Origin of the sequence: Erwinia piriflorinigrans CFBP 5888, assembly GCF_001050515.1 — a bacterium.
In the GTDB taxonomy this organism is placed as follows: domain Bacteria; phylum Pseudomonadota; class Gammaproteobacteria; order Enterobacterales; family Enterobacteriaceae; genus Erwinia; species Erwinia piriflorinigrans.
Genome location: NZ_CAHS01000023.1, coordinates 115989 through 137350, shown reverse-complemented (window position 1 = coordinate 137350; position 21362 = coordinate 115989). Strand labels below are relative to the sequence as shown.

11 protein-coding genes are annotated in these 21362 nt (G+C 59.0%); all 11 read left to right on the top strand.

Annotation, left to right across the window (positions count from 1 at the left end; genetic code table 11):
• The first annotated feature begins 1 nt into the window (after position 1).
• The 11 genes from EPIR_RS17725 to EPIR_RS17675 are packed head-to-tail and all read left to right on the top strand — an operon-like array spanning position 2 to position 21216.
• Entirely contained in the window at positions 2-4963 is a 4962-nt protein-coding gene (locus tag EPIR_RS17725; protein ID WP_023656877.1) for a non-ribosomal peptide synthetase, read from the top strand.
• Positions 4960-11250, top strand: coding sequence for a non-ribosomal peptide synthetase (locus EPIR_RS17720; protein WP_023656876.1), 6291 nt, complete (start codon positions 4960-4962; stop codon positions 11248-11250). Before EPIR_RS17725 ends, EPIR_RS17720 begins: the two co-directional genes overlap by 4 nt.
• On the top strand, positions 11247-11663 hold the full coding sequence (locus EPIR_RS17715) for a carboxymuconolactone decarboxylase family protein (protein WP_023656875.1): 417 nt from the start codon (positions 11247-11249) through the stop codon (positions 11661-11663). Before EPIR_RS17720 ends, EPIR_RS17715 begins: the two co-directional genes overlap by 4 nt.
• A complete protein-coding gene (locus EPIR_RS17710) occupies positions 11650-12504 on the top strand; it encodes a nucleotidyltransferase domain-containing protein (RefSeq protein WP_023656874.1) in 855 nt (284 codons plus the stop codon). The genes EPIR_RS17715 and EPIR_RS17710 overlap by 14 nt, the downstream gene beginning before the upstream one ends.
• Positions 12501-13736: an MFS transporter gene (locus tag EPIR_RS17705; protein WP_023656873.1), complete on the top strand. Its 1236-nt coding sequence runs from the start codon at positions 12501-12503 to the stop codon at positions 13734-13736. The genes EPIR_RS17710 and EPIR_RS17705 overlap by 4 nt, the downstream gene beginning before the upstream one ends.
• Positions 13729-14268: a hypothetical protein gene (locus EPIR_RS17700; protein ID WP_023656872.1), complete on the top strand. Its 540-nt coding sequence runs from the start codon at positions 13729-13731 to the stop codon at positions 14266-14268. The genes EPIR_RS17705 and EPIR_RS17700 overlap by 8 nt, the downstream gene beginning before the upstream one ends.
• Positions 14265-15878 (top strand): AMP-binding protein, encoded by a 1614-nt coding sequence (locus EPIR_RS17695; RefSeq protein WP_023656871.1) that lies wholly within the window; start codon positions 14265-14267, stop codon positions 15876-15878. Before EPIR_RS17700 ends, EPIR_RS17695 begins: the two co-directional genes overlap by 4 nt.
• Positions 15875-16582, top strand: a complete 708-nt coding sequence (locus EPIR_RS17690) for a thioesterase II family protein (protein ID WP_023656870.1) — start codon at positions 15875-15877, stop codon at positions 16580-16582. Before EPIR_RS17695 ends, EPIR_RS17690 begins: the two co-directional genes overlap by 4 nt.
• Positions 16579-18261 carry an NAD+ synthase gene (locus EPIR_RS17685; protein ID WP_023656869.1) on the top strand — a complete coding sequence of 561 codons (1683 nt, stop codon included), beginning with the start codon at positions 16579-16581 and terminating at the stop codon, positions 18259-18261. Before EPIR_RS17690 ends, EPIR_RS17685 begins: the two co-directional genes overlap by 4 nt.
• Positions 18258-18890 (top strand): LysE family translocator, encoded by a 633-nt coding sequence (locus EPIR_RS17680; RefSeq protein ID WP_023656868.1) that lies wholly within the window; start codon positions 18258-18260, stop codon positions 18888-18890. Before EPIR_RS17685 ends, EPIR_RS17680 begins: the two co-directional genes overlap by 4 nt.
• 19 nt (positions 18891-18909) lie before the next feature.
• The gene (locus tag EPIR_RS17675) at positions 18910-21216 is read left to right on the top strand and encodes a penicillin acylase family protein (protein ID WP_023656867.1); all 2307 of its coding nucleotides are present in this window, start codon (positions 18910-18912) and stop codon (positions 21214-21216) included.
• The last annotated feature ends 146 nt before the right edge of the window (positions 21217-21362 follow it).

Genomic DNA, 21362 nt, shown 5'->3' with positions numbered 1-21362 from the left:
TATGGCGTCTTCCGTTGAGCAATTTCCCTGCTTTCATCATGTTATTCAGTTTTGGGCGCGCACCCGGCCCGAACATATCGCCTTCCACTATCTGGCCGATGGCGAAACTGTTAGCACGACCCTCAGTTACGCCGAGCTGGACAGGCAGGCCCGAAAGGTCGCCATCATCCTGCAACAACTGGGGCTGAGTCGTCAGCCTGTGCTGCTACAGTTCCGCTCCGGTATTGATTTTATCGTGGCTTTTTTTGGCTGCCTGTATGCCGGTACGATTGCCGTATCGGCCTATCCGCCCGGCACAAATCGGTCGAAAAGCGATCGGCTGGAAAAACTGATCGCCAGCAGCATGGCGAAAACCATTTTGACCAACCAGGAAACGTTGGAAGATGTCGAGCGGGAGGCGGGAAACCGCTTTGACCTGCTGTGTATTGAACAGGCGCGCGATGCCAATATCAGCCGTTGGCAGTCGCCGGATCTGGGGGAGGAGGACATCGCCTTTTTGCAGTACTCGTCGGGTTCGACGGGAGATCCTAAAGGCGTGGTGATTACCCATCGCAACCTGATGAGTAACCAGGCGGCGATCCGCGAAGGCATGGGAAATGGCGATCATACGGTATTTGCCAGCTGGCTCCCCCTGTTTCACGATATGGGATTGATTGGTAACGTGATGCAGCCGCTGTATCTCGGCGTCAGCTGTTGGTTAATGCCGCCAATGGCCTTTCTGCAAAAGCCCATTCGCTGGCTGCGGCTGATCGCTGCGTGCGGGGCAACCTGCACCGGAGGCCCCGATTTCGCTTACATCCTGTGCGTGAACAAAGTCAGTGAGGCTGAACGCGAAGGGCTTGATCTTTCTCGATGGCAGGTGGCTTATAACGGCGCGGAGCCGATCCGCAGCGATACCCTGAGCCGTTTTCAGTCTGCCTATGCCCCTTACGGTTTTGCTGCCGGATCGCTCTATCCCTGTTACGGGCTTGCGGAAGCCACGCTGTTTGTTTCGGGTCATCGCGCGGGCCAGCCTGCGGTCACGTTGCGCGTCAGCAGCGAACGGCTCAGCGCCGGAAAAGCCCAGCCAGCAGAAAAAGAAGAGGCGGCAACCACGCTGGTCAGCAGCGGGCAGCTGTGGGGCGGCACTGAAGTGCTGATTACCCACCCGGAACGGTTGACGCGCTGTACCGATGGGGAGGTGGGGGAAATCTGGCTGCGTGGCGACAGCGTGACAACCGGCTACTGGAATGCACCGCAGGCCAATGCCGAACTGTTAGTGCCGTCGGACGGCGAAGCTAAACCTGCGCTGCGTACTGGCGATCTGGGCTTTATGCATCAAGGCCAACTGTATGTCACCGGGCGCTTAAAAGAGCTGCTGATTATTCGCGGGCGTAATCACTACCCGCAAGATATTGAATTCACCGTACAGCAGACCTGCGGCGAGTTCATCCCCGGCAATGGCGTGGCCTTTATGGCTGATGATCAACTGGTGGTCGTGCAGGAAGTCCGGCGGGATGCCCTGCGGCGTTTTGATGCGGCCAAAGCGTTGCAGCGCGTGCGCGGCGCGATCGCCCAGCAGCATGGCCTGATGCTGGCACAGCTGGTGGTGGTGAAGCCCGGAAGTGTGGCAAAAACGTCGAGCGGTAAATTACGCCGACGTTATATGCAGAGTCAGTGGCAGGCGGGGGATATTTCAGCAGCAGGTGCGCCTGCCGGTGAGCAGCCGCGCCCGGACTCGCCGCTCTACCGGCTATTGAGCCAAAAAGGACTCAACGCGCAGCCGGGTAATACCCTGAATACGCTGGGGGTTGATTCACTGCTGCGGCTGGAACTGCATACCCTGCTGGAGCAGCTGAGTCGGCGAAAAATCCCGCTGGAATGGCTGCTGGACGATATGACGCTTGAGGTTCTGGATCGCCAGATAAACGACCTGGCGATCGTCCCGCCGGTGAATAACGATCTGCAACCCGGCTCGAGCCTGATGCCGACGCCCTGGCAGCAGGCGATCTGGCTACATCAACAAACCCAGCCTGAAGCCCCTTTCTATAATCTGGCTACCGTGCTGGCTATTCCTGCGGCGACGTCAGCGCAACGGGTACAGCAGGCACTGGACGAACTGGGGGCGGCGCATCCGCAGCTTTGTGCCACCTTAACCGAAACGGGTTGGCTGAGCGGGCCTGGCGTGCAGCTGGAACAGGTCGATTTGGCTAACGGCAACCCCTGTGAGCGTCTGAGCTGGTTACAGGCGTATCGCGCCAGGCCATTTGATTTATCGGATGAATTGCCCTGGCGTTGTGCGTTGCTGTGCCAGAGCGAACGGCGTAGTGAGCTGGTCATCGTGGTGCATCACGCGGCGATCGATCACCAGGCGGGACAGACGCTGTTAAGCGATTTGCGTCAGCTATTGCAGGGGGGATATTTCCCCCCTGCGGCAGTGCCGCTGCCGCATATGCTGGCGGGCCTGCAACAGCTTGCCAACCCCGACCGGCAGGCTGATGCCGTGTGGCTCAAGGCGTTACTTGCCACGCCTGAACAACTGGATCTTGGCCTGCCCGTACCGGCAAAACCCGCCGCAATCGCCAATGTGCGACACGCCCTGACCAGCCAACAAACGGCGGCGTTAAGACAATACGCACAGCAGCAAGGGGTCACGCTGCACGTGCTGCTGGCCGCTGGCTTTGCGGCTATGCTGGCGCGTTACAGCGGCGAGACGCAGATAGCGCTGGGGGTTCCGGTATCGGTCAGGGAACCGCAGCAGTCGCGCTGGTTGACCAATGCGGTCAATATGTTGCCGTTGCCGCTGGATTTGAGTGCGCATATCAGCCTGAATGAACTGATCCAGCAGGCTGGCAGCGCAACGCGGCGGCTGTTGCAGCATCGTTTTTTGCCTTATGTCTCCCTGCTGCAACAGGTGCGTCAGCATCAGCCGCAGCGCAACAGCCTTTATCACGCGGTCTTTGCCTGTCAAAGCGATGGCAGCGAGGCGTTGCCGTTTGTGCCTGCGCTGGCCGCGCAAAAAGCATGGTCACTGCTGGCTTTTCCGGCGCAGGGGCAGATAGTCCTGGAGCTGGAATTTGATCCCGCGCGTGCGGATATCCATAGCGCACAGCGACTGCTGGCGCATTTGCAACAGTGGCTGGATTCCGCGCTGGCGCAGCCCGATCTCCCCGTTGCTCAAGTCGGCTATCTGACGGTCGCCGAACAGGCCGCGTCAGGATTACTGACACGCCCTGCGGCATGTCAACGCCAGGTGGAAGATACGGTGAGCCGTTTTCTTCGCCAGGTGACGCGTCAGCCCCATTCTCCGGCGGTTGAAGATGTATCGGGCGTTTGCAGCTATGCACAGCTCTGCGCGCTGGCGGAAGGTTACGCGGCGTTACTCGAACGCCAGCACATTCAGCCCGGTGAGCGTATCGCTTTAGCCATGACGCGCGATCGCCATCTTCTTGCTGCCATGCTGGCTATTCATGCCTCCGGCGGCTGCTACGTGCCGATGGATCTGAGCTATCCGCCCGAGCGTCTCAATATGATGATGCAGGATAGCCAATGTCGTGTTGTGCTGGCGCACGATGTGTCATTGTTCCCTGACCATCATGTTATCACTCCAGAGCAGCTGCGCCCTGACGTTATAAGACCGCTGGCCGCAGTGTCTGCGGATGCGCTGGCCTATGTGCTTTATACCTCTGGTTCAACCGGAAGGCCAAAAGGCGTGCAGGTCACGCAGCGCAATATCTCCTCCCTGCTGGCATGGGCGGAGGAGAGCCTGAGCCTCACCGAGCGCGCGCGCGTATTGGCTTCCACGTCCATCTGCTTTGACCTGTCGGTGTTTGAGATCTTCGTGCCGCTTTGTCTGGGAACCTGTTGTGTGCTGGTCGGGCGTATCCTCGACCTGATTGAACAACCCCAGCACATTTCCCTGCTCAACACCGTACCCTCTGCCGTTGAGGCGTTATTACAGGCTAACGCTTTTCCTGCTGGCGTGCAGGTTGCCCTGGTCGCGGGCGAACCGTTCCGCCAGACGCTGGTCGAGCGTTTGCTGCATAGCGTGGCGTTACCGCGTTTGTTGGATCTGTACGGGCCTACTGAGGACACCGTCTATTCCACCTGCGCCCGCCGTTATGCTGGTGGTGAGGAAACGATCGGTAGCCCGTTGCCGGGCACTCGCGCCTATCTGCTCGACGGCAACCAGCAGCCGGTAGCCGAAAATATGCCCGGAGAACTCTGGCTGGCGGGGGATAAGCTGTCGCTCGGGTATCTGCAACGGCCCGAACTGAACGCGACGGCATTTATCGTACCGCCCGCGCTACGTCATCTGGAAAATCGCGCCTATCGCACCGGCGATCGCGTGCGCAGATTACCTGACGGCAGGCTGGTCTATCTTGGACGTCTCGATCATCAAATTAAGCTGCACGGTTACCGCATTGAAACCACCGAGGTGGAGAAAAGCCTGCTACAGATAGCTTCTGTTCAGCAGGCGGTGGTCGGGGTGGTGCAAGATGCCACGGGAGAGCCACAGCTGGCCGCTTGGTATGTTGCTGCTGACGGCGATCCCGGTATCAGTCAGTTACGCCATCATTTGTTACAGCGTCTACCGCCCTGGATGATCCCCTCCGCCTGGCTGGCCATGCCTGCCTTGCCGCAGACCCCTAACGGTAAAGTTGACCGGCATGCTCTTCCTGCGCCGCTCGCCAATATCACCCGCCAACAGGTGCCGCAGCGCGAAGATGAGAAGCAGCTGGCAGAGATATGGCAACAGGTTCTGGGACAGCGTCCGCAGACCAGGGACGCTCACTTTATCTCTCTTGGCGGTAACTCTCTGCTGGCCATACGTCTGCGTCAGCAACTCTGTCACCATTTTGAGAGCGACATCCCTTTGGCCCTGCTGCTGCGTCACCCCGTGCTGGGCGAGCAGGCGGAGGCGTTGGCTTGCTGGTTGCAGAGTGCGTCAGCCGACGAAGATATCGAGGAAATTTCCCTATGAAAACAACGTTGGCGTTTTATCAGCAACTCTCGGATCTGGGCGTCTCGCTGCAACATCACCAGGGAGAATTGCGTATCCGGGCGGCGAAAGGCGTGCTGGATGATGCGCTGAAAGCGCAGTTGAAAATACACAAGCAGCCGCTGTTGGCATTGCTGACGGGAGAGGCAGACGATATTCCCGCCACGGAAGGGCAGACGCGACTGTGGTTATGGCAGCAGCAGCATGGTGGAGATGCGTATCACTTGGCCCTGGGGTTACAGCTGGACGGCGAACTGGATACCGCACGGTTTTGCCAGGCATTGAATGATGAGATAGCCCGGCATCCCGCGCTGCGCATCCGGCTGGCGGAAACGGCGAACGGACTGACGCAGCGCACGGGAAAGAGCGTGGAGCCGATAACTCCCCAGGTTGCGCCGGAAGGCACGCCGCAGGCATGGCTGGACAGCCTTGCCGCGCCCGAATTTGACCTGAGCGTTGACCCGCCGATGAGAGCGCAGCTGATTAAACAGGCTACAAACCGTCATCTGCTGCTGCTGGCATTTCATCACAGCGCCGTGGATGGCTGGAGTATTGGCCTCTTACTGGAGGGGATCGCTTTGCGCTATCAAGGCACACCGCCTGCCGATGCCTCTTTTGCCGTCTATCGCCCGCCGCTGTCAACCGAGGAAGCCAATAGCTGGTGGGGATCTTTGCTACAGAATGCGCCGGAACCGATGGTGTTTCCCCCTGAACCCACAGGTTCGCAGCAGGCCGACCATCTCGCGCTCCCCATTGACGGCCTGTTATGGTCACGTCTTGCCGGGCTGGCTGCTGAGAGCGGCATCAGCCTGCACCACTGGTTAAACGCCAGCTTCCACCTTCTGCTGGGAAAGCTGTACGGTAAATCTGATACCGTTATTCTCACGCCTTACGCCAATCGTCACGCCCCTGATGACGGCCAGCGCGTGGGTTTTCTGGTGAATACCCTGTTCAGCCGTGCGGTCACGCAGCCACAACAGACGCTGCGCGAGCTGGTTGCCGCTCTCTCCAGTCAGACGCTGGAGAGTCAGGCGTTTAGCCACGCGTCTTATCATCAATTACAGTCCGACCATCCGCATCTCTCCAGCCAGGTGATGTTCAGCCTGGAGAGCGAAGGCGCTCTGGCGCTGCCGGGGGTGGATGTCAGTTTACTGCGCTACCAACCGCGTCAGGCTAAGTTTGATCTGATGCTGACCGTCCTGCCAGGCGCACAACCACAGTGTCTGTTTGAGTATCGCCGTGGGGCGTTGAGTGCCGATACCGGCATTATCGCCGCCGCCTGGCTACGGCTTTTACACCAGGCTGTGCAGAACCCGGACGCCTTATTACAAGATCTGCGTCTCGGCAACCACCCTGCCAGTAGTAGCGTGGCGCTGCCAGCCGCAGATCCGCTTACACAGATTGCCCAACAGGTGCGCCGAACCCCGGAGGCTATCGCCATTGCCCGGGGAAGCGAACGATGGTCATACGCTCGTCTCTGGTCAAGAGTCGGATTTATCGCGCGCTGGTTGCAGCAGCAGGGGATCACCTCAGGCAGTACGGTGGGTATCTGTTTGCCGCCGGGGCCGCAATCTCTGGCGGCGACACTGGCGGTGTGGGCGGCCGGCGCGGCCTATGTGCCACTGGATGGACATCAGCCCGCCGCCAGGTTACAGGGCATGATTGAGGATGCCGGACTGGCGCTGGTGCTTGATGAACGATCATTGCCGCAGGGCGAGCGCGATGATCAATGGACTGCGACAACGGGCTTACTCAGCGATGCGGGCTGGCTGATTTTTACCTCCGGCTCTACCGGGCGACCCAAGGCCGCCGTGGTACATCGTGGCGGAATTTCACGTCTGTTGAACTGGTATCAGCAGGCGGTTGGCGATGGGCCGATGCGGGCGCTGATTATCAGCAATACCTCTTTTGACCTGACGCAGAAAAATTTGTTTGCACCGCTGATGTCCGGGGGGCAGGTGCTGTTTCCCTGTATGGACCTGTTTGAACCTCAGGCGGTGCTCGAGGCGATGATCCAGCATCGGGTGACGGTGATCAACTGTACGCCCACCGCGTTTAACTCACTGTTGATGGAAGCGAAAGAGCAACATTATCGTGCGCTGGACAGCCTGCGTTACGTGGTGCTGGGCGGTGAGCCGATACTGCTGGCCCCCTTACTGCAATGGCAGGCCGAGCGCGCCACGCCCTGCCGTTTTATCAACAGCTATGGGCCGACGGAGTGTGCCGACGTGGTGGCATGGCATCTGTTGGCGCATCCCCTCACGGAGCAGTCTGAGCCGATCCCGCTAGGCCAGGGGATAGCCGGTGCACTGCTTTCTGTCGTCGACCATCATCACCAGCCGCTGCCGGTGGGTATCAGCGGCGAACTGTTGATCGACGGCGACAGTGTCGGACTCGGCTATTATCGCCGCAGCGATTTAACGGATAAGCAGTTTCTTGCCGGGGGCGGCGGCATCAATCAAACCCGCTATCTGACAGGCGATGGCGTGGAGCTGCGCGAGGACGGACTGCTTTACTATCTGGGGCGCAACGACCGTCAGATCAAACTTAATGGTTACCGCATTGAGATCGATGAGATTGAAGCGGCATTACTGGCAAGCAACCTGGTGGAAGCCTGTGCCGTCGCATTACGCAAAGATGGACAGGGCAATGCGATACTCGCTGCCTTCTATTGCACCCGGCATGAGGGGGTAACGGAAGAGGCGCTCTGGCAGGCGCTAACGCTCCGGCTGGCGCATTATCAGGTGCCGCGACGTTATATCGCGCTAACGCAAATGCCGCTAACCCGCAGTGGCAAAATAGATCGTAATGCTTTACCGCAAACGTTGCCTGCTTCACAGGCGGCGTCGGGTGTCCGTCATCCTCAACCGGGGCTGGAACAGCGCATCGCACACATTTGGCAGGCGCTACTGGGGTGCGAAATTGATGACAGCCAGGCCAATTTCTTTGCCTGCGGCGGTCATTCCCTGCTGGGAATGGAGGTCACACGCCAGGTGCGTCGTCAACTGGATCTTCCCGCCACCAGCGGTATGCTGATGCAGAACCCGCATCTTGATGATTATGCGCGCGTGCTGGCATCATTATCACCGCAACTAACCGCGCCCGGTGAGGCATTGCAGGAAGATCCCGCCACGGCTCATCCTCTGACGGCCATGCAGCAGCGACTGTGGTTTCTCTGGCGTCTGAACGGTGCGGGCAGCGATTACTCCATGTGTGCCGCCTGGAAAATAAGCGGAATTTTGCCGGTGGAACGACTGCGGCTTGCCCTCGCGGCGGTGGTCGACCGTCATACGATTCTGGGGAGCCGACTGGCGGTCAATGCCCGGGAACCTTATTACTATCTTGATCCCCTGGATGGGGCCATTGAACTGGAAATCTGTCAGCTGGCAGAAAGTGATTTCCCGGCATTTCGTCAGGCTTTCCACGATCGGCCGCTTGATTTAGCACAGCATCGTTTTATTCGCTTTGCCTTAGTCAACACCGCGCCTCAGCGGCATTATCTGTTGGTCAATCTTCACCATATTGCCGCTGATGGCCTTTCTCTGCCGCTGTTGCTGGAAGATTTACGCCTGGCCTGGCAAGATGCGCTGCCTGCACAACCTGCGCCCCAGTTTTTCCAGCTGGCGCAGCAGCGCCACAGAGATTTTCCCGAACTGCGTCAGCAGTGGCAGCGTTGGCTGGCCGATGCGCCACAGACCTCGCGCTTCCCGATGGATTTTCCTGATACCAATGGCGACCAGCGCGCCGGGATACAGGCGTTAGCCCTTTCCCCGGCGCAGTGGCGACAGGTGAAACAGCAGGCTCGTCAGTGGGGAGTGACGCCGTTTATCGTGTTACTGACCAGCTGGTTTATGCTGTTGCAGCGCTACAGTCATCAGCAGGATTTAATCATTGGTGTGCCGATCGCCATGCGTGACGATCCTGAAAGCGCTGCGGTTATTGGGCCGCTGCTGAATAATGTTCCGGTACGCGTCAGCTGTGATGATGCGCAGTCGGTAACGGATATCGTTAAAGCGGTGAGCGCCGCTTTCGATCGCGCCATGTCGGGTGCGGCATTGCCTTTCGAAGAGATTGTTGACGCAGTGAATCCGTTACGCGATCTGCATATTACCCCGCTGTTTCAAATTCAGGTGGTGTCTGACCCCGCCAGCCTGGAGACGTTGAGCCTCGACGGGCTGGACGTCACCGCCTGTCCCATGCTGACCCAGCAGGCTAAATACGATCTCAATGTCCACTTTCATACCGGCGGTGAGACGTTTAGTGGCTATATCGCCTACCGCAGCGCGCTGTTTGGTGAAAACACGCTGTTGCAGCTGACGCAATCCTGGCAGCAAACCCTCGCCAGCATGGTAGCTGCGCCCATGCAGGTCAGTCAGCGTATCAGCCTGGTGACGCCATCGTCGTTTGCGGCACACCAGCAGCAGATATTCCACCCCGATCCGACCCTTGATGATACGGCCACGCTGCACGGCCTGTTTGAAGCACAGGCTAAGCGCACGCCCCGCGCGACGGCGCTGATATGGCAGGGGGGCAGCCTCAACTATGACGAGCTGGATGCCTGGGCAAACCAGCTGGCTCATGGTTTGATCGCCGCCGGATTAGCGCCGGGGGCGTGCGTCGCGGTGTGTCTGCCGCGAGGCGCAGCACGTATCGCACTGCTGTATGGCGTGCTAAAAGCGGGGGGCTACTATTTACCCATTGACCCGCTCTGGCCAACCGAGCGTCAGCAGCTGGTTCGGCAGCAGGCGCGTCCTGCCCTGTATATTGACCCGGCACATATCGACGCGCTGGCACAGGGACAGCCATCGACGGCGGTGGAGTTGGTGGTGGCGTCCAGCCAGCGCTGTTACCTGATGTATACCTCCGGTTCTACCGGGATACCCAAAGGCGTTCCTATCCTGCATGCCGGTGTTGCACATGATTTGCAGTTCCTTGTTCGGCGGCTGGGGCTGGGCGAGGGCGATCGGGTGCTGCAACTGACGTCATTCAGTTTCGATCCGGCCGTGCGCGATCAGTTTGCTACCCTCGCATCCGGTGCCTGTGCCGTTCTGCCGGATGAAACGACGGTGACGCATCCCGGCCGTATTCTTGCGCTGATGGCAGAGCAGCGCGTCACTCATATCTTGTCCCTGGTGCCCACCTTGCTGCGTGCGCTACTGGTCGAGCCGATCCCCCCTCTCAGTCTGCGCGTGCTGATGCTGAACGGTGAACGGTTACGCGGTGACGATTTGAGCGCGGTGTGGCGTGCTTTCGGCGACGAGTTAACCGTTATCAATCAGTACGGCCCAACCGAGGCGACCATGACCAGCGCCACCCATGTGGCAAGCGCGCATGATGAAGCCGCACTGACCGTGCCATTAGGCCGCAGCAACCCGAATACGCTGATTATGATTATGGACGACCGGGGGCAACTTCAGCCGCAGGGCGCGCTGGGCGAGATCTGCATCTCCGGCGCTGGGCTGTCGCCGGGCTATTTGGGGCAACGTTCACCTGAAGCCTTTGTCTGGCGCACGTTGCCCGATGGTCAACGCCAGCGCTTTTACCGCAGCGGTGATATCGGTCGCTGGCGCAGTGATGGCGTACTGACCTTCTCCGGCCGGAAGGATTTTCAGGTCAAACTGCGCGGCAATCGTATTGAACTGGGCGAGATCGATGCCTGTATCGGACAGCTGCCGGGGGTCCGCCACTGCGCGGTTAACCTCATCGGCGATGAACGTTACCCGATCCTGGCCGCCTGGATGACGGAAGATGCGCCGGGAGCCGTGCAGCCAGAAGCGATAAAACGGGCGCTGATGGCAAAGCTGCCCGCTTATATGGTGCCTTCCCGCTTTACGCTGTTACCAGAGCTTCCTGTGACGGCCAGCGGTAAGGTGGATCGCCGCCGTCTGCCGCAGAAACTGCCGCTCCAGGCGGAGAAAAAGGCAGCGATGAAGAGCCCGGACGAGCTGGCTATCGCCGGGGTTTGGCAGCAGCTGCTGGGGTTGCCGGAACTGCCGGACTGCGAAACCAACTTTTTTGAAATGGGGGCGAACTCCCTGATGATGGTGCAGGCCAGTGAGCGTATCGCCGGGGTGCTGTGTCAGCCGCTGGCGGTGGTCGATCTCTTTGCCCATCCCACTATCCGCTCGCTCAGCCAGTTTATGGCACAGGGCCAGTCTGTCGTCACTGCAACCCCTGTTATCAACGATAACGCCGCCCGGCGGCGGCACGCGCTCTCCCAGGTTCGTCAACGGCGAACTCCGCAGCAGAACTCAAGGAATAATCAATGAATGAGATTGACAATCAGCGGCTTATGCAGGGGATGAAGGCGATCGAGAAACTGGAGCTGCCATTAGGTCATCAGCATGGTCTGTTGCACGGCATGCGCCTACAGGCTCCGGCATTTAAACAGCATTTCATGGAAGAGCTGGGAGCCTTTTTTGCTGAAGGGCAGGGAATTGATGATAAAACGCGGACGTTGCTGGCGCTGGTGCTGGCATGCGGTAGCGCGACGCCTCCCGCCATGTTGGAGTTTTGCACCGCCGCCGCGCTAAAGCATGGCTGGCAACGCGATCAGCTGGTCAATGCGCTGGAACTGACCGCGCTGTTTAACGGCTGGCCTGCGGCCATCGCGGCCACGCAGACGGTGATCGCCACCTTCACTAAGCTGGATGAGGAGGACGCACGCCATGCGAACCGTTGACGCCCACACCCCGGGGCGTTTTTTCCCCCTCGATAAGCACGGCAACATTATTAATGACACGGATGCGGCCTATCTGCCGCCCGGCTTTGCTGAATGCGTGGTCGGCGCATTTCAACACTGGTTTCCCGATACCCTGCGAGCCGTCTATTTGCGCGGCTCGATAGCCAGGGGAACCTTTGTGCCAGGGTTGTCAGACCTCGATGCTTTTGCCGTGCTGGCTGAACCGGCGCGTGATGTTCATCTCGCCGCTGACCGCGCACTGGCGGCTGAGTTACTGCGCCTGATGCCGGGGTTAACCGAGCTGGAATTTACCACCTGCCAGCAGCATGAGGTGCAGGGTAACTATTTGGGCGTGTGGCCCTTTTTCATCAAAACGCAGTCTTTGCTGTTGTATGGCGAGGATTATGCCAGCCAGCTGCGACCCTATCGGCCGGGGGTGACCATCATGGGGGAAGCGCTCTGGTTGACGCAGCGTCTCCGGGAGTATCAGCAGCGCCTGACACAGCCAGAATGGCGTGGCAAACCCCGGCTGCTTTGTGAGTGGATAATGAAAGCCGTGGTACGTGCTGCTTTCGAGCTGACGATGGAACAGCAACGCTGCTATACCCGTGACCTGTTTCTATGCTGCGACGTCTTTAGCCGACATTATCCGCAGCAGGCGGACTGGTGTCGCCAGGCGATGCGCTGGGCGATACAACCCGATTCGCGTCTTGCCGATCAGCAACAGCTGCTGGCTCTTTTTTGCCCGTGGATAGCACAACAGCTACAGCAGCAGTTACAGCAGTACCAGGTCAATCCCTCTGCCTACCAGCTGGCCCCGCTGGAGGAGAGCGAGAAATGACTACTCTGGCTCAAACTTTACGCCATCGCGGACTACAGATTATCTGGTCGGCGGCGCTGGTCAGCACCGTCGGTAATTTTTTACTGATGCTGTCACTGTCGGTCTATATCTGGCGTATGACGGGCAGTAACTTCCTCGCTTCGGCGGTATTTTCGGTGCAGTGGGGGGCGGTGATTATTTCCGCTCCTCTGGTGAGTCGTCTGCTGTCGCGCATACCCGCAGCCAGACTGGCCGCCGGTAGCGAATGGGCCGGTGGGATCGTTTCTCTGCTAATTGGCCTCGGCTATCAACATCTCTGGCTGATATTTGTGCTGCTGGCGCTGCGTGGTCTGAGCGAAAGTATCAGCAAAGCGGCTCGCGTCGTCGCGCTCAAACACTGCGTTCCGGCGCCGCTACTGGGGCGCGCGGCTTCGCTGTTTGGCACCGGTACGTTTATCGGTATCGCCCTGGGTTCGCTACTGGGCGCGGCGCTGATTGAGCAGATCTCGCTGGGTTGGATAGCGGTAATCGACAGCTGCACTTTTCTTATCTCCGGCACCCTTTATGGATTTTTATCGCGCCACGTCAATAGCCAGCAGGCCTCTGCGCCCGTCGCGCATGGCAGTGCGCTGCGCCCGGCGATTGACGCGTTACGCGCGCAGCCGCAGTTGCGGCGTCAGTTCGTCTGGGTGATTGTCACCACCGCCCTGCTACAGGGATTTCACAATGTCGCGCGTACCCTTCTGCCGATCAGGCTGCTGGATATGGGCGAGCGGGGCGTGATGCTGTTACAGGCGATTGCCAGCGTCAGTTTTTTTGCTGGCGCGGTCACGGTGGCGCTGATAATGCAGGGTGAAAGCCAGAGTTGGCGTCATCAACCCTGGCTGCTGGCGCTGATCAGCGTCATGTTGATGCAACTCTCCTTATTGACTCCCGTGGTCTGGCTTAGCCTGTCGGCCTACGCGCTCTACCTGTTTATCTTCGAAATTGCCTTCACCTTATGCCAGAAGAATATGATCGTGCAGTGTCCGGCTTCGGCAATGGCGGCGGTCTCTTCCAGCGCGCTCTCAGTGTCAACATTGGGCATGGTATTAGCCATTGTCGCAGGGGGGCTGTTGTCTGACTGGCTTGGGCTGGTGGCAACCGGCTGGGCGCTCTGCGCCGTATTTGTCGTGGTAATGGTGTGGGTGGAGTTTCCGCACTGGTCGGGGAAAGTCAAACCATCTGTACTGCAAGAGGATGCCAATGATTAACTGGTTACGCGCCGATCTCAGCAACAAACTCATCTGGTGGATCAAGCCGGGGAGAGGGGAAACGCCATTGGGCGATCTGCTTCATCTTCTGCAGCGCGGCAGGCTTCACGGTGAACAACCCGCCTATATCTATGGCAAACGGCGCTGCATTGCTTTCAGTGAAACGCCGCTTATTCAGGCCGCCAGGCTGCTGCTGAATGCTCGCCAGGCCGGCATCAATTTTGCGCCCTATGGGTTGCTGTTCGATCGCAATGCGCTCTATCGGCAGGGAGCAAGGCAAACCATTCACCAGCCGCTGGATGAGTTGGCGTTATTACATCAAGATCACTATTTTCGCCATGTCACTTTGTCACCGGATGAAGGGGTGGATTTCACCTGGAAACGGGAGTGGCGATTACCCGTTGATGAGCTGCCATTCTCTGCGGATACCTGCACGCTCATATTACCCGACGGTGATGCTTTGCAATGGCTGCGAACGCACATGGTCTCGCCCTTAACTGACAACGCCCTTCTGCTGGAGCATCTTCTATGAATCAAGCGCTGATATCGGGTGCCGCAGCCCATCACCCCCTGTGGCATATCACCTCTTTGCATCAGGCACTGTTACGAGCCGCACAGCAGAGTGAAAAAGGCGTGACCACCGTCAACGCTGCGGGTCAACGTCGGGCATGGAGCTACGCGGAATTTTATCCGCAGGCGCTGGCGGTCAGCCACGTATTGGCGGAAAAGGGCATCAGCGCGGGTGACCGGGTGCTACTGCGTCTGGCCGATCCGGGAGATTTCGTGCTGGCATTATGGGGCTGCCTGTTACTGGGAGCGGTGGCGGTTCCGGTGGCGGCAGGCGTCCCCTGGCCCGTGGAGCCTTCGGCGTTAAAAGCATCGCTTGCCGCGCTGGCTTTGATTCGTCCCACCGCCATGATTGGCTCAGGGGCTGATTTAACACAATTTCAGCTGATCCAGCAGCAGATGCCAGAAGCCGCCATGCAGGTTATTGCCGCCGCGCCATTCCACCAGCTAACCCCGCGCCACGATCCCTGTTCTTATGTCGGACAAGGGGACGATTTGGCCATTATTTTTCCCACCTCTGGCTCGACCGGTCAGCCGAAGTTGGTCACTCAGAGCGTGCGGGCGCTGCTTTCGATGGCGGCCGGTACTGCGCAAATGAATGATTTTAGCGAACGTGACGTGTTTCTTAACTGGATGCCGATGGATCATGTTGGGGCGGTTGTGTTTCTTGGCATTGTGCCGGTTTGCTGCGCCGCGCAGCAGATACATCTGGCAACGCCCTGGGTCAGAGAAGATCTGGCGCGTTTTCCACGGGAAACCGCCGCATGCCGGGCGACGGTGAGCTGGGTGCCTAATCACGTTTTCAGCGAGCTGTCCCAGATGGAAGCGGCAGCCGACTGGGATTTTAGCTCGCTGCGTTTTCTGGTGAATGCCGGGGAGAGTATCAGCGATCAAATGAAGCGCTGTGCCAGCCGTTTCGCCGCCCAGGGCCTGAAGTCTTCGGCGCTGCGGCCCGCGTTTGGCATGTCGGAAACCTGCTCAGGGCTGACCTGGTCAGCGGGAGACGGGGGTGAATATAACGGTTATGTCGATCTCGGCTTACCTATCCCGGCGGCGAGTGTGCGCATTACCGATAGGGATGGTGAAATTGTCGACGAGGGGCAAGTGGGTGATTTACAGGTTCGTGGGCCTTCGGTGACGCGTGGTTATTTCAACGGTGAGGCAGAGGACTGTTTCCTTGAGGATGGCTGGTTTGTCACCGGCGATCGCGCTTTGCTCCATCAGGGGCGGCTGTTTATTACCGATCGCGATGGTGATGGCATTGCAGGCCTGCCGATCCCCGGTTATCAGCTGGAAGCTGAGTTGGAACGTATTCCCGGAGTCCGTGCCGGCTATACGGGCGTTTGCCAGTCAGGGGAGACGGTTGGCATCTACTTCGTTTGTCAGCCGGGCAGTTCGGCAGAAAGCGTGATGCGCAGGATGGAGATCAGGCTGTCAGAACTGGGCACGCCGCTGCACTGGCGGCTGTTTCCCGCCGAGACGGGCCAGATCCCGCGCACCTCCATCGGTAAAATCCAGCGTAAGGTATTGCGTCGCCGCCTCGCCGCACAACTGGCACAGGAGCGGGTTGAATGATGACATGTCTCGCTTTTGGCTATGCGGGGAGCAGCGATAATGCCTTTTCTGCGCTGGCTTCAGCCTGGCCGGACACACTGCCGCTGAAACAGTTTGTTTATCCCGGTCGCGGCAGCCGTCAGAGCGAGGATTTCTCAACCTCTCTGAGCCAACTCGCGCATGAGGCGGTAGAAACCCTTACCGATGACCAGCCCGTCATGCTGCTGGGTTACAGCATGGGCGCGCTGGTGGCTTTTGAAGCCGCGCGTCAGTTGCAGCGTCAACGGCGCCGCGTGGCAGCATTGGTGGTGTGTGCCATCAATGCGCCGCATCAGCAGCTGCCTTCGCGCAACGTGGCGACGTTCGATCTGCCCGCGCTGACGTCATACCTTGCTGAACTGGGCGGCACGCCGCCAGAAATTCTGGCGTCACAGGAGCTTATGGCCTGGTTTGCCCCCGCCATTCAGAGTGATTACCGCCTGCTTGATGGCGGGGTTGCCCCAGGTGCAGACAGAGTGAATTGCCCGATTATCGCCTTGTCTGGTCAGGATGATGTATTAACCACCTCCGCAGGCATGCAGGCATGGCGTGATTGCACCAGCGCCTCATTTCAGAGCGCGGTTTTGCCCGGCGGTCACTTTTTTCTGCAACAGCACCCCGATGCGCTTATCTCAACGCTGTTCACTCTTTTTCCGTTGCCTGCCGTAAGGGAGATCTCTTTATGACTGACGATTTGTGTTTTGAGTTCTGTGTGCTTAACAGCCGAGTGGGTGATGTCGGGGGCAACAGCCAGCGGATTTTGCACGCCTGGCGTGAGGCTGAATTACGTGGCGTCGATCTCTTATTTTTGCCGGAAATGGCGCTGTCGGGGTATCCGGCAGAAGATTTAGTGCTGCGGCACGCTTTTATGCAGCAGACGGAACGCACCGTCGAACATCTTGTTGCCGTTTCGGCGACGATGCACACCGCGCTGATGCTCACAACGCCCTGGTTTTATCAGGGGAGACTGATCAATGGCGCGCTGCTGATTGAACGCGGCGAAATTGTTCAGGTTACCGCCAAGTATCAGCTGCCGACCTACGGTGTTTTTGATGAGTTGCGCTGGTTTGCCTCTGGCAATGAGCCTTGCCCGGTGGCGTTTCGCGGACAGCTGTTAGGTGTCATGATCTGCGAGGACGTCTGGCTCCCTGAAGTGTCGCAGACGTTAAAACAGGCAGGGGCGACGATCCTGATCTCACTCAACGCCAGCCCCTGGACGCAGAACAAATATGGTCAACGCCTACAGGTGCTGCGGCAAAGAGCCGCTGAGACCGGGCTTCCCGTGGTCTATTTCAATTTGCTCGGCGGCCAGGATGAGCTGGTTTTTGACGGCGGTGGCTGCGTCGTGAATGCCCAGGGCGAGGTGACCGAGCGCTGGCCAGCCTGGCAGGAAACGCATTATTCACTACGGCTGGAGGTGAAAACAGGCCAACCGGTCAACGGGCAGCCCCTGCGTGCTGAACAGATTGATAGCCTGGGCGAAATCTATACGGCCCTGATGTGGGGGCTGCGGGATTACGTCAGAAAAAACGGCTTTTCACAGGTGCTGTTGGGGCTTTCCGGCGGTATCGACTCCGCGCTGGTTGCGGTTCTCGCCGCCGATGCGCTGGGCGCGCAGCAGGTACGGGCGGTGATGCTGCCCTCACGTTACAGCAGCCAGGGCAGCCTGGACGATGCCCGCGAGCTGGCACAACGTTGCGCTATCGGGCTTAGCCTGTTGCCGATAGCCGGGGCGCACACGGCGCTTGAACAGACGCTGTCAGATTTACTGGTGGACGAGCCGATAAAGGATCTCACCGGGCAAAATATTCAGGCGCGCAGCCGGGGAACGCTGCTGATGGCATTGTCCAATCAGTGGCAGGCCCTGCTGCTTTCGACCGGAAATAAATCGGAGGTCGCCGTGGGGTATTGCACCCTCTATGGCGATATGTGCGGTGGATTTAATCCGCTGAAAGACGTCTATAAAACCCAGGTGTATGCCCTGTGTCACTGGCGTAACCAGCATCTGCCGTTAAGTGGCCGCATGCAGGGGTTAGACGTCATCCCGCAGACGATCCTCACCAAAGCCCCCAGTGCGGAGCTGAAACCCGGTCAGCAGGACAGCGACAGCCTGCCACCTTATGAGGTGCTGGATGCCTTGCTGCATATGCTGATTGAAGAGAACCTGACCGACAGAGATATTGCCGCCAAAGGGTTCGAGCCTGCGGATATTCGCCGGGTGGCCGCGTTACTGGAAGGGGCGGAGTATAAGCGCCGTCAGGCAGCCCCAGGGACAAAAATCAGCGACATGGCGCTTTCTCGCGAACGACGCTATCCCATCACTCACGGGTTTAGCTTCACCACAGACAGAGGGGCGTCCGTATGATGATTGAATCAGGCATGCTGTTCACGTTTATTTCGACTAACCTGGCGCTCAACCTGACGCCGGGCCCTGCGGTGATGCAAGTCACCAGTCACGCTTTTACGCAAGGATGGCTGCGGGCGCAGGTCTCCGTGCTGGGGGTGTTAAGCGGTAATGCCATCTACTGCCTGCTTTCCGCTATCGGACTGGGGGCGTTGCTGATGGCATGGCCCACGATGTATACGGCGCTACGCTATGCCGGCGCACTGTATCTGGTATGGCTGGCGGTGAAACGGCTGTGGTTTTCTTCGCAAACCGCTGCGGTCAGAACCCGCGCAAACCCGCAACAGGGGTTGAGCGGGCTGTTCCGTGAAAGTCTTCTGCTGCAACTCTCCAACCCCAAATCGCTACTGTTCTTTTGTGCGCTGTTGCCGGTATTTATCGGCAGCGCACAAGGTCAGGGTGGATGGGCGATACTGCTGCTGGGGCTGCTGGCTATCGTACTGGAGTATCCGGTATTGCTGGGTTATACCCTCGCCAGCGCGACGCTGGCACGCAAGATCAATAAAGGGCCTGGTCGCGGGCGTCGCGTATTAGAGGTGATCTGCGCGCTGTTGTTGTTATGTTCGGCATCGCTGGTGCTATTCGCCTGAAAAAAGGAATCAGAGGGTTATGGTAAAAATTTTGCGCCGTACGGGAAAAATCGCGCTGATGACGATGGGTGTCATTGCCGTGCTGGTGGTGTTAGCGGGCGCGGTGGCTGGCGTGGCGCTGTATCAGAGTTTGCCGCAGCGTGAGGGAACCCAGCGGGTTTCCGGGCTAAACGGGCAGGCGACGATCCAGCGAGACCCGCGAGGGGTGCCGGATATTTCGGCCAGCAACAGTCAGCAGGCCTGGTTCGCGCTCGGGTTTCTCCATGCCCAGGACCGTTTTTTCCAAATGGATCTGCTGCGCCGTAGTGCAGCAGGAGAGCTGGCAGAGCTGGTGGGTAAAAGTGGTCTGACCCTTGACCGCCAGAGGCGAATTTTTCAGCTGCGCGCCCAGGCGCGTCATGCCCTGTCACAATTGCCCGCCAGCCAGCGGCAGCGTCTGACGGGCTATACCGCCGGGGTTAATGCCGGCCTGCATGCCCTGCAAAGCAGACCCTTTGAGTACTGGGTTCTGCGCACCTCGCCGCAACCCTGGCATGAAGAGGATAGCCTGCTGGTCATTGCCGCGATGTATTTTGATCTCCAGGGTAATCAGGCGGGCCGTGAATATGCGCGCGGCTGGATTGCTGACAACAACGCGCAGCAACAGGCCTTCCTGCTGCCTGAAGCCAGCCGATGGGACAGGCCGCTGGCAGGCAGCGTCCCTGCCGCTGCCGCCATCCCCACCTCCGCACCCGCATGGTGGGGACAGGCGCACGTCGATTCAGCATCCGCGCTACCCGACGAAGGCATGAAAGGCAGTAATGGCTGGTTATTAAGCCGCAACGGTAAGGCCATTCTGGCCAATGATATGCACCTGGGGCTGGGGTTGCCCGGTATCTGGTATCAGGCCCGGATTAACCAGAGCACACAAAAAAGAAGCCTGACGGGGATTACACTGCCGGGCTTACCCCTGTTACTGAGCGGCAGTAATGGCCATATTGCCTGGGGTTTTACCAACAGCTACGTCGATACGTTTGACTGGGTTGTCGCCGATAAGACGATGAAAACAGAGACGCACACGGAAATGCTGCGGGTCAATCAGGGTAAGTCGCAAACGCTTACCCTGCGCAGCAGTCAGTGGGGGCCAGTTGTTACCACGCCACGCGGTGATATGGCGATGCACTGGGTATTGCAGTTACCGGGTGCGCTGAATCTCAACCTGGCCATGCTGGATGACGCCGAATCGGTGCCGTCGGCATTAGCCGCCGGTAAACAGGCCGGCATCCCGGCGCAAAACCTGCTGGTCGCAGATAGTCAGGGCAATATTGGCTGGACGCTGGCAGGTACGTTGGCAGATCGTTCGACGGCAGGGGAACAGACGCGTTCCCCTGTGCGTGCGTCCGCTGAAAACCGCTGGCAGCCGCTGCCAGCGGCGGCACATCCTCAAGCCATCAACCCTGCGGATGGCATGATTGTGACCGCCAATAACCGTCTGCTGTTTGATCGGCAAGGAGAGAGGCTTGGCGACGGGGGGGCCGATATCGGCGTGCGCGCCAGTGCCATTACTCAACGGCTGACAAAGCAAACGGACGCGGATGAAAAGCAAATGTACCGCCTACAGTTGAATGATGAGGCGCCGCTGGCTGCCGTTTGGCGCGATTGGCTGCTAAAAAGTTTAGCCAATCCTCAACAGGGTGAAGATCCGGCCTATGAGCAGATGCGCAGCCTGCTTCGCCAATGGAATGGTCATGCTGACGCGGATTCTACGGGGTATGCGCTGATCGCCCAATGGCGCGACGATATGTACGCCAGCATCTTTGGCGGTCTGGACAACACGCTTTCTCAACAGTGGCCGCAGGCGTACTACCGTCGGGCAAACCCACGGTGGGATGAAACGATGCTGGCGCTGATGAACGCCGAAAAATGGGTGCCGCCCGGTTCAGCGGATTGGCAGGCGTGGACCCGCTCCACCCTGGCAGATAGCTGGAAAAAACGGGATTCGGGTAAAACACGTTGGGGAGAGATAAATCGCAGTGACTATGCGCATCCGCTGGCAAAAGCGTTACCGGTAGTCGGGCATTATCTGCGCTCTCCGTCAGTCGCGCTTTCCGGTGACAACAATGTTATTCATGTCAACCGCCCGCGTTTCGGCGCTTCAGAGCGGATGGTGGTCTCCCCTGGTGAAGAGTCTCAGGCCATATTGAGTCTGCCTTCAGGGCAAAGTGGCCACCCGCTGAGCCGCTGGTGGATGGATAGTTTCCCCGCCTGGGTCAGGGGAGAGGCGCAGCCGATGTTACCGGGGCCGCCCGCTTACCAACTGGGGCTTAAAGGGGATGAGGTACGCTAAAGGTAAGCCGTTTTTGACGGATCCTGGCGCATGCTTTGGTCAGCGATCTCATTTTCGTAGCGATAACAGAGCCAGCCCGAATCCGCCGTCGGGCGGCCAACTTTTCCAGATGCCACCCTGGCTGCCGCTGTCTGTCATAAATCTGT

Coding starts and splice junctions, on each gene's coding strand:
- EPIR_RS17725 (WP_023656877.1), top strand. CDS start 2: ATGGCGTCTTCCGTTGAGCAATTTCCCTGCTTTCATCATGTTATTCAG.
- EPIR_RS17720 (WP_023656876.1), top strand. CDS start 4,960: ATGAAAACAACGTTGGCGTTTTATCAGCAACTCTCGGATCTGGGCGTC.
- EPIR_RS17715 (WP_023656875.1), top strand. CDS start 11,247: ATGAATGAGATTGACAATCAGCGGCTTATGCAGGGGATGAAGGCGATC.
- EPIR_RS17710 (WP_023656874.1), top strand. CDS start 11,650: ATGCGAACCGTTGACGCCCACACCCCGGGGCGTTTTTTCCCCCTCGAT.
- EPIR_RS17705 (WP_023656873.1), top strand. CDS start 12,501: ATGACTACTCTGGCTCAAACTTTACGCCATCGCGGACTACAGATTATC.
- EPIR_RS17700 (WP_023656872.1), top strand. CDS start 13,729: ATGATTAACTGGTTACGCGCCGATCTCAGCAACAAACTCATCTGGTGG.
- EPIR_RS17695 (WP_023656871.1), top strand. CDS start 14,265: ATGAATCAAGCGCTGATATCGGGTGCCGCAGCCCATCACCCCCTGTGG.
- EPIR_RS17690 (WP_023656870.1), top strand. CDS start 15,875: ATGATGACATGTCTCGCTTTTGGCTATGCGGGGAGCAGCGATAATGCC.
- EPIR_RS17685 (WP_023656869.1), top strand. CDS start 16,579: ATGACTGACGATTTGTGTTTTGAGTTCTGTGTGCTTAACAGCCGAGTG.
- EPIR_RS17680 (WP_023656868.1), top strand. CDS start 18,258: ATGATGATTGAATCAGGCATGCTGTTCACGTTTATTTCGACTAACCTG.
- EPIR_RS17675 (WP_023656867.1), top strand. CDS start 18,910: ATGGTAAAAATTTTGCGCCGTACGGGAAAAATCGCGCTGATGACGATG.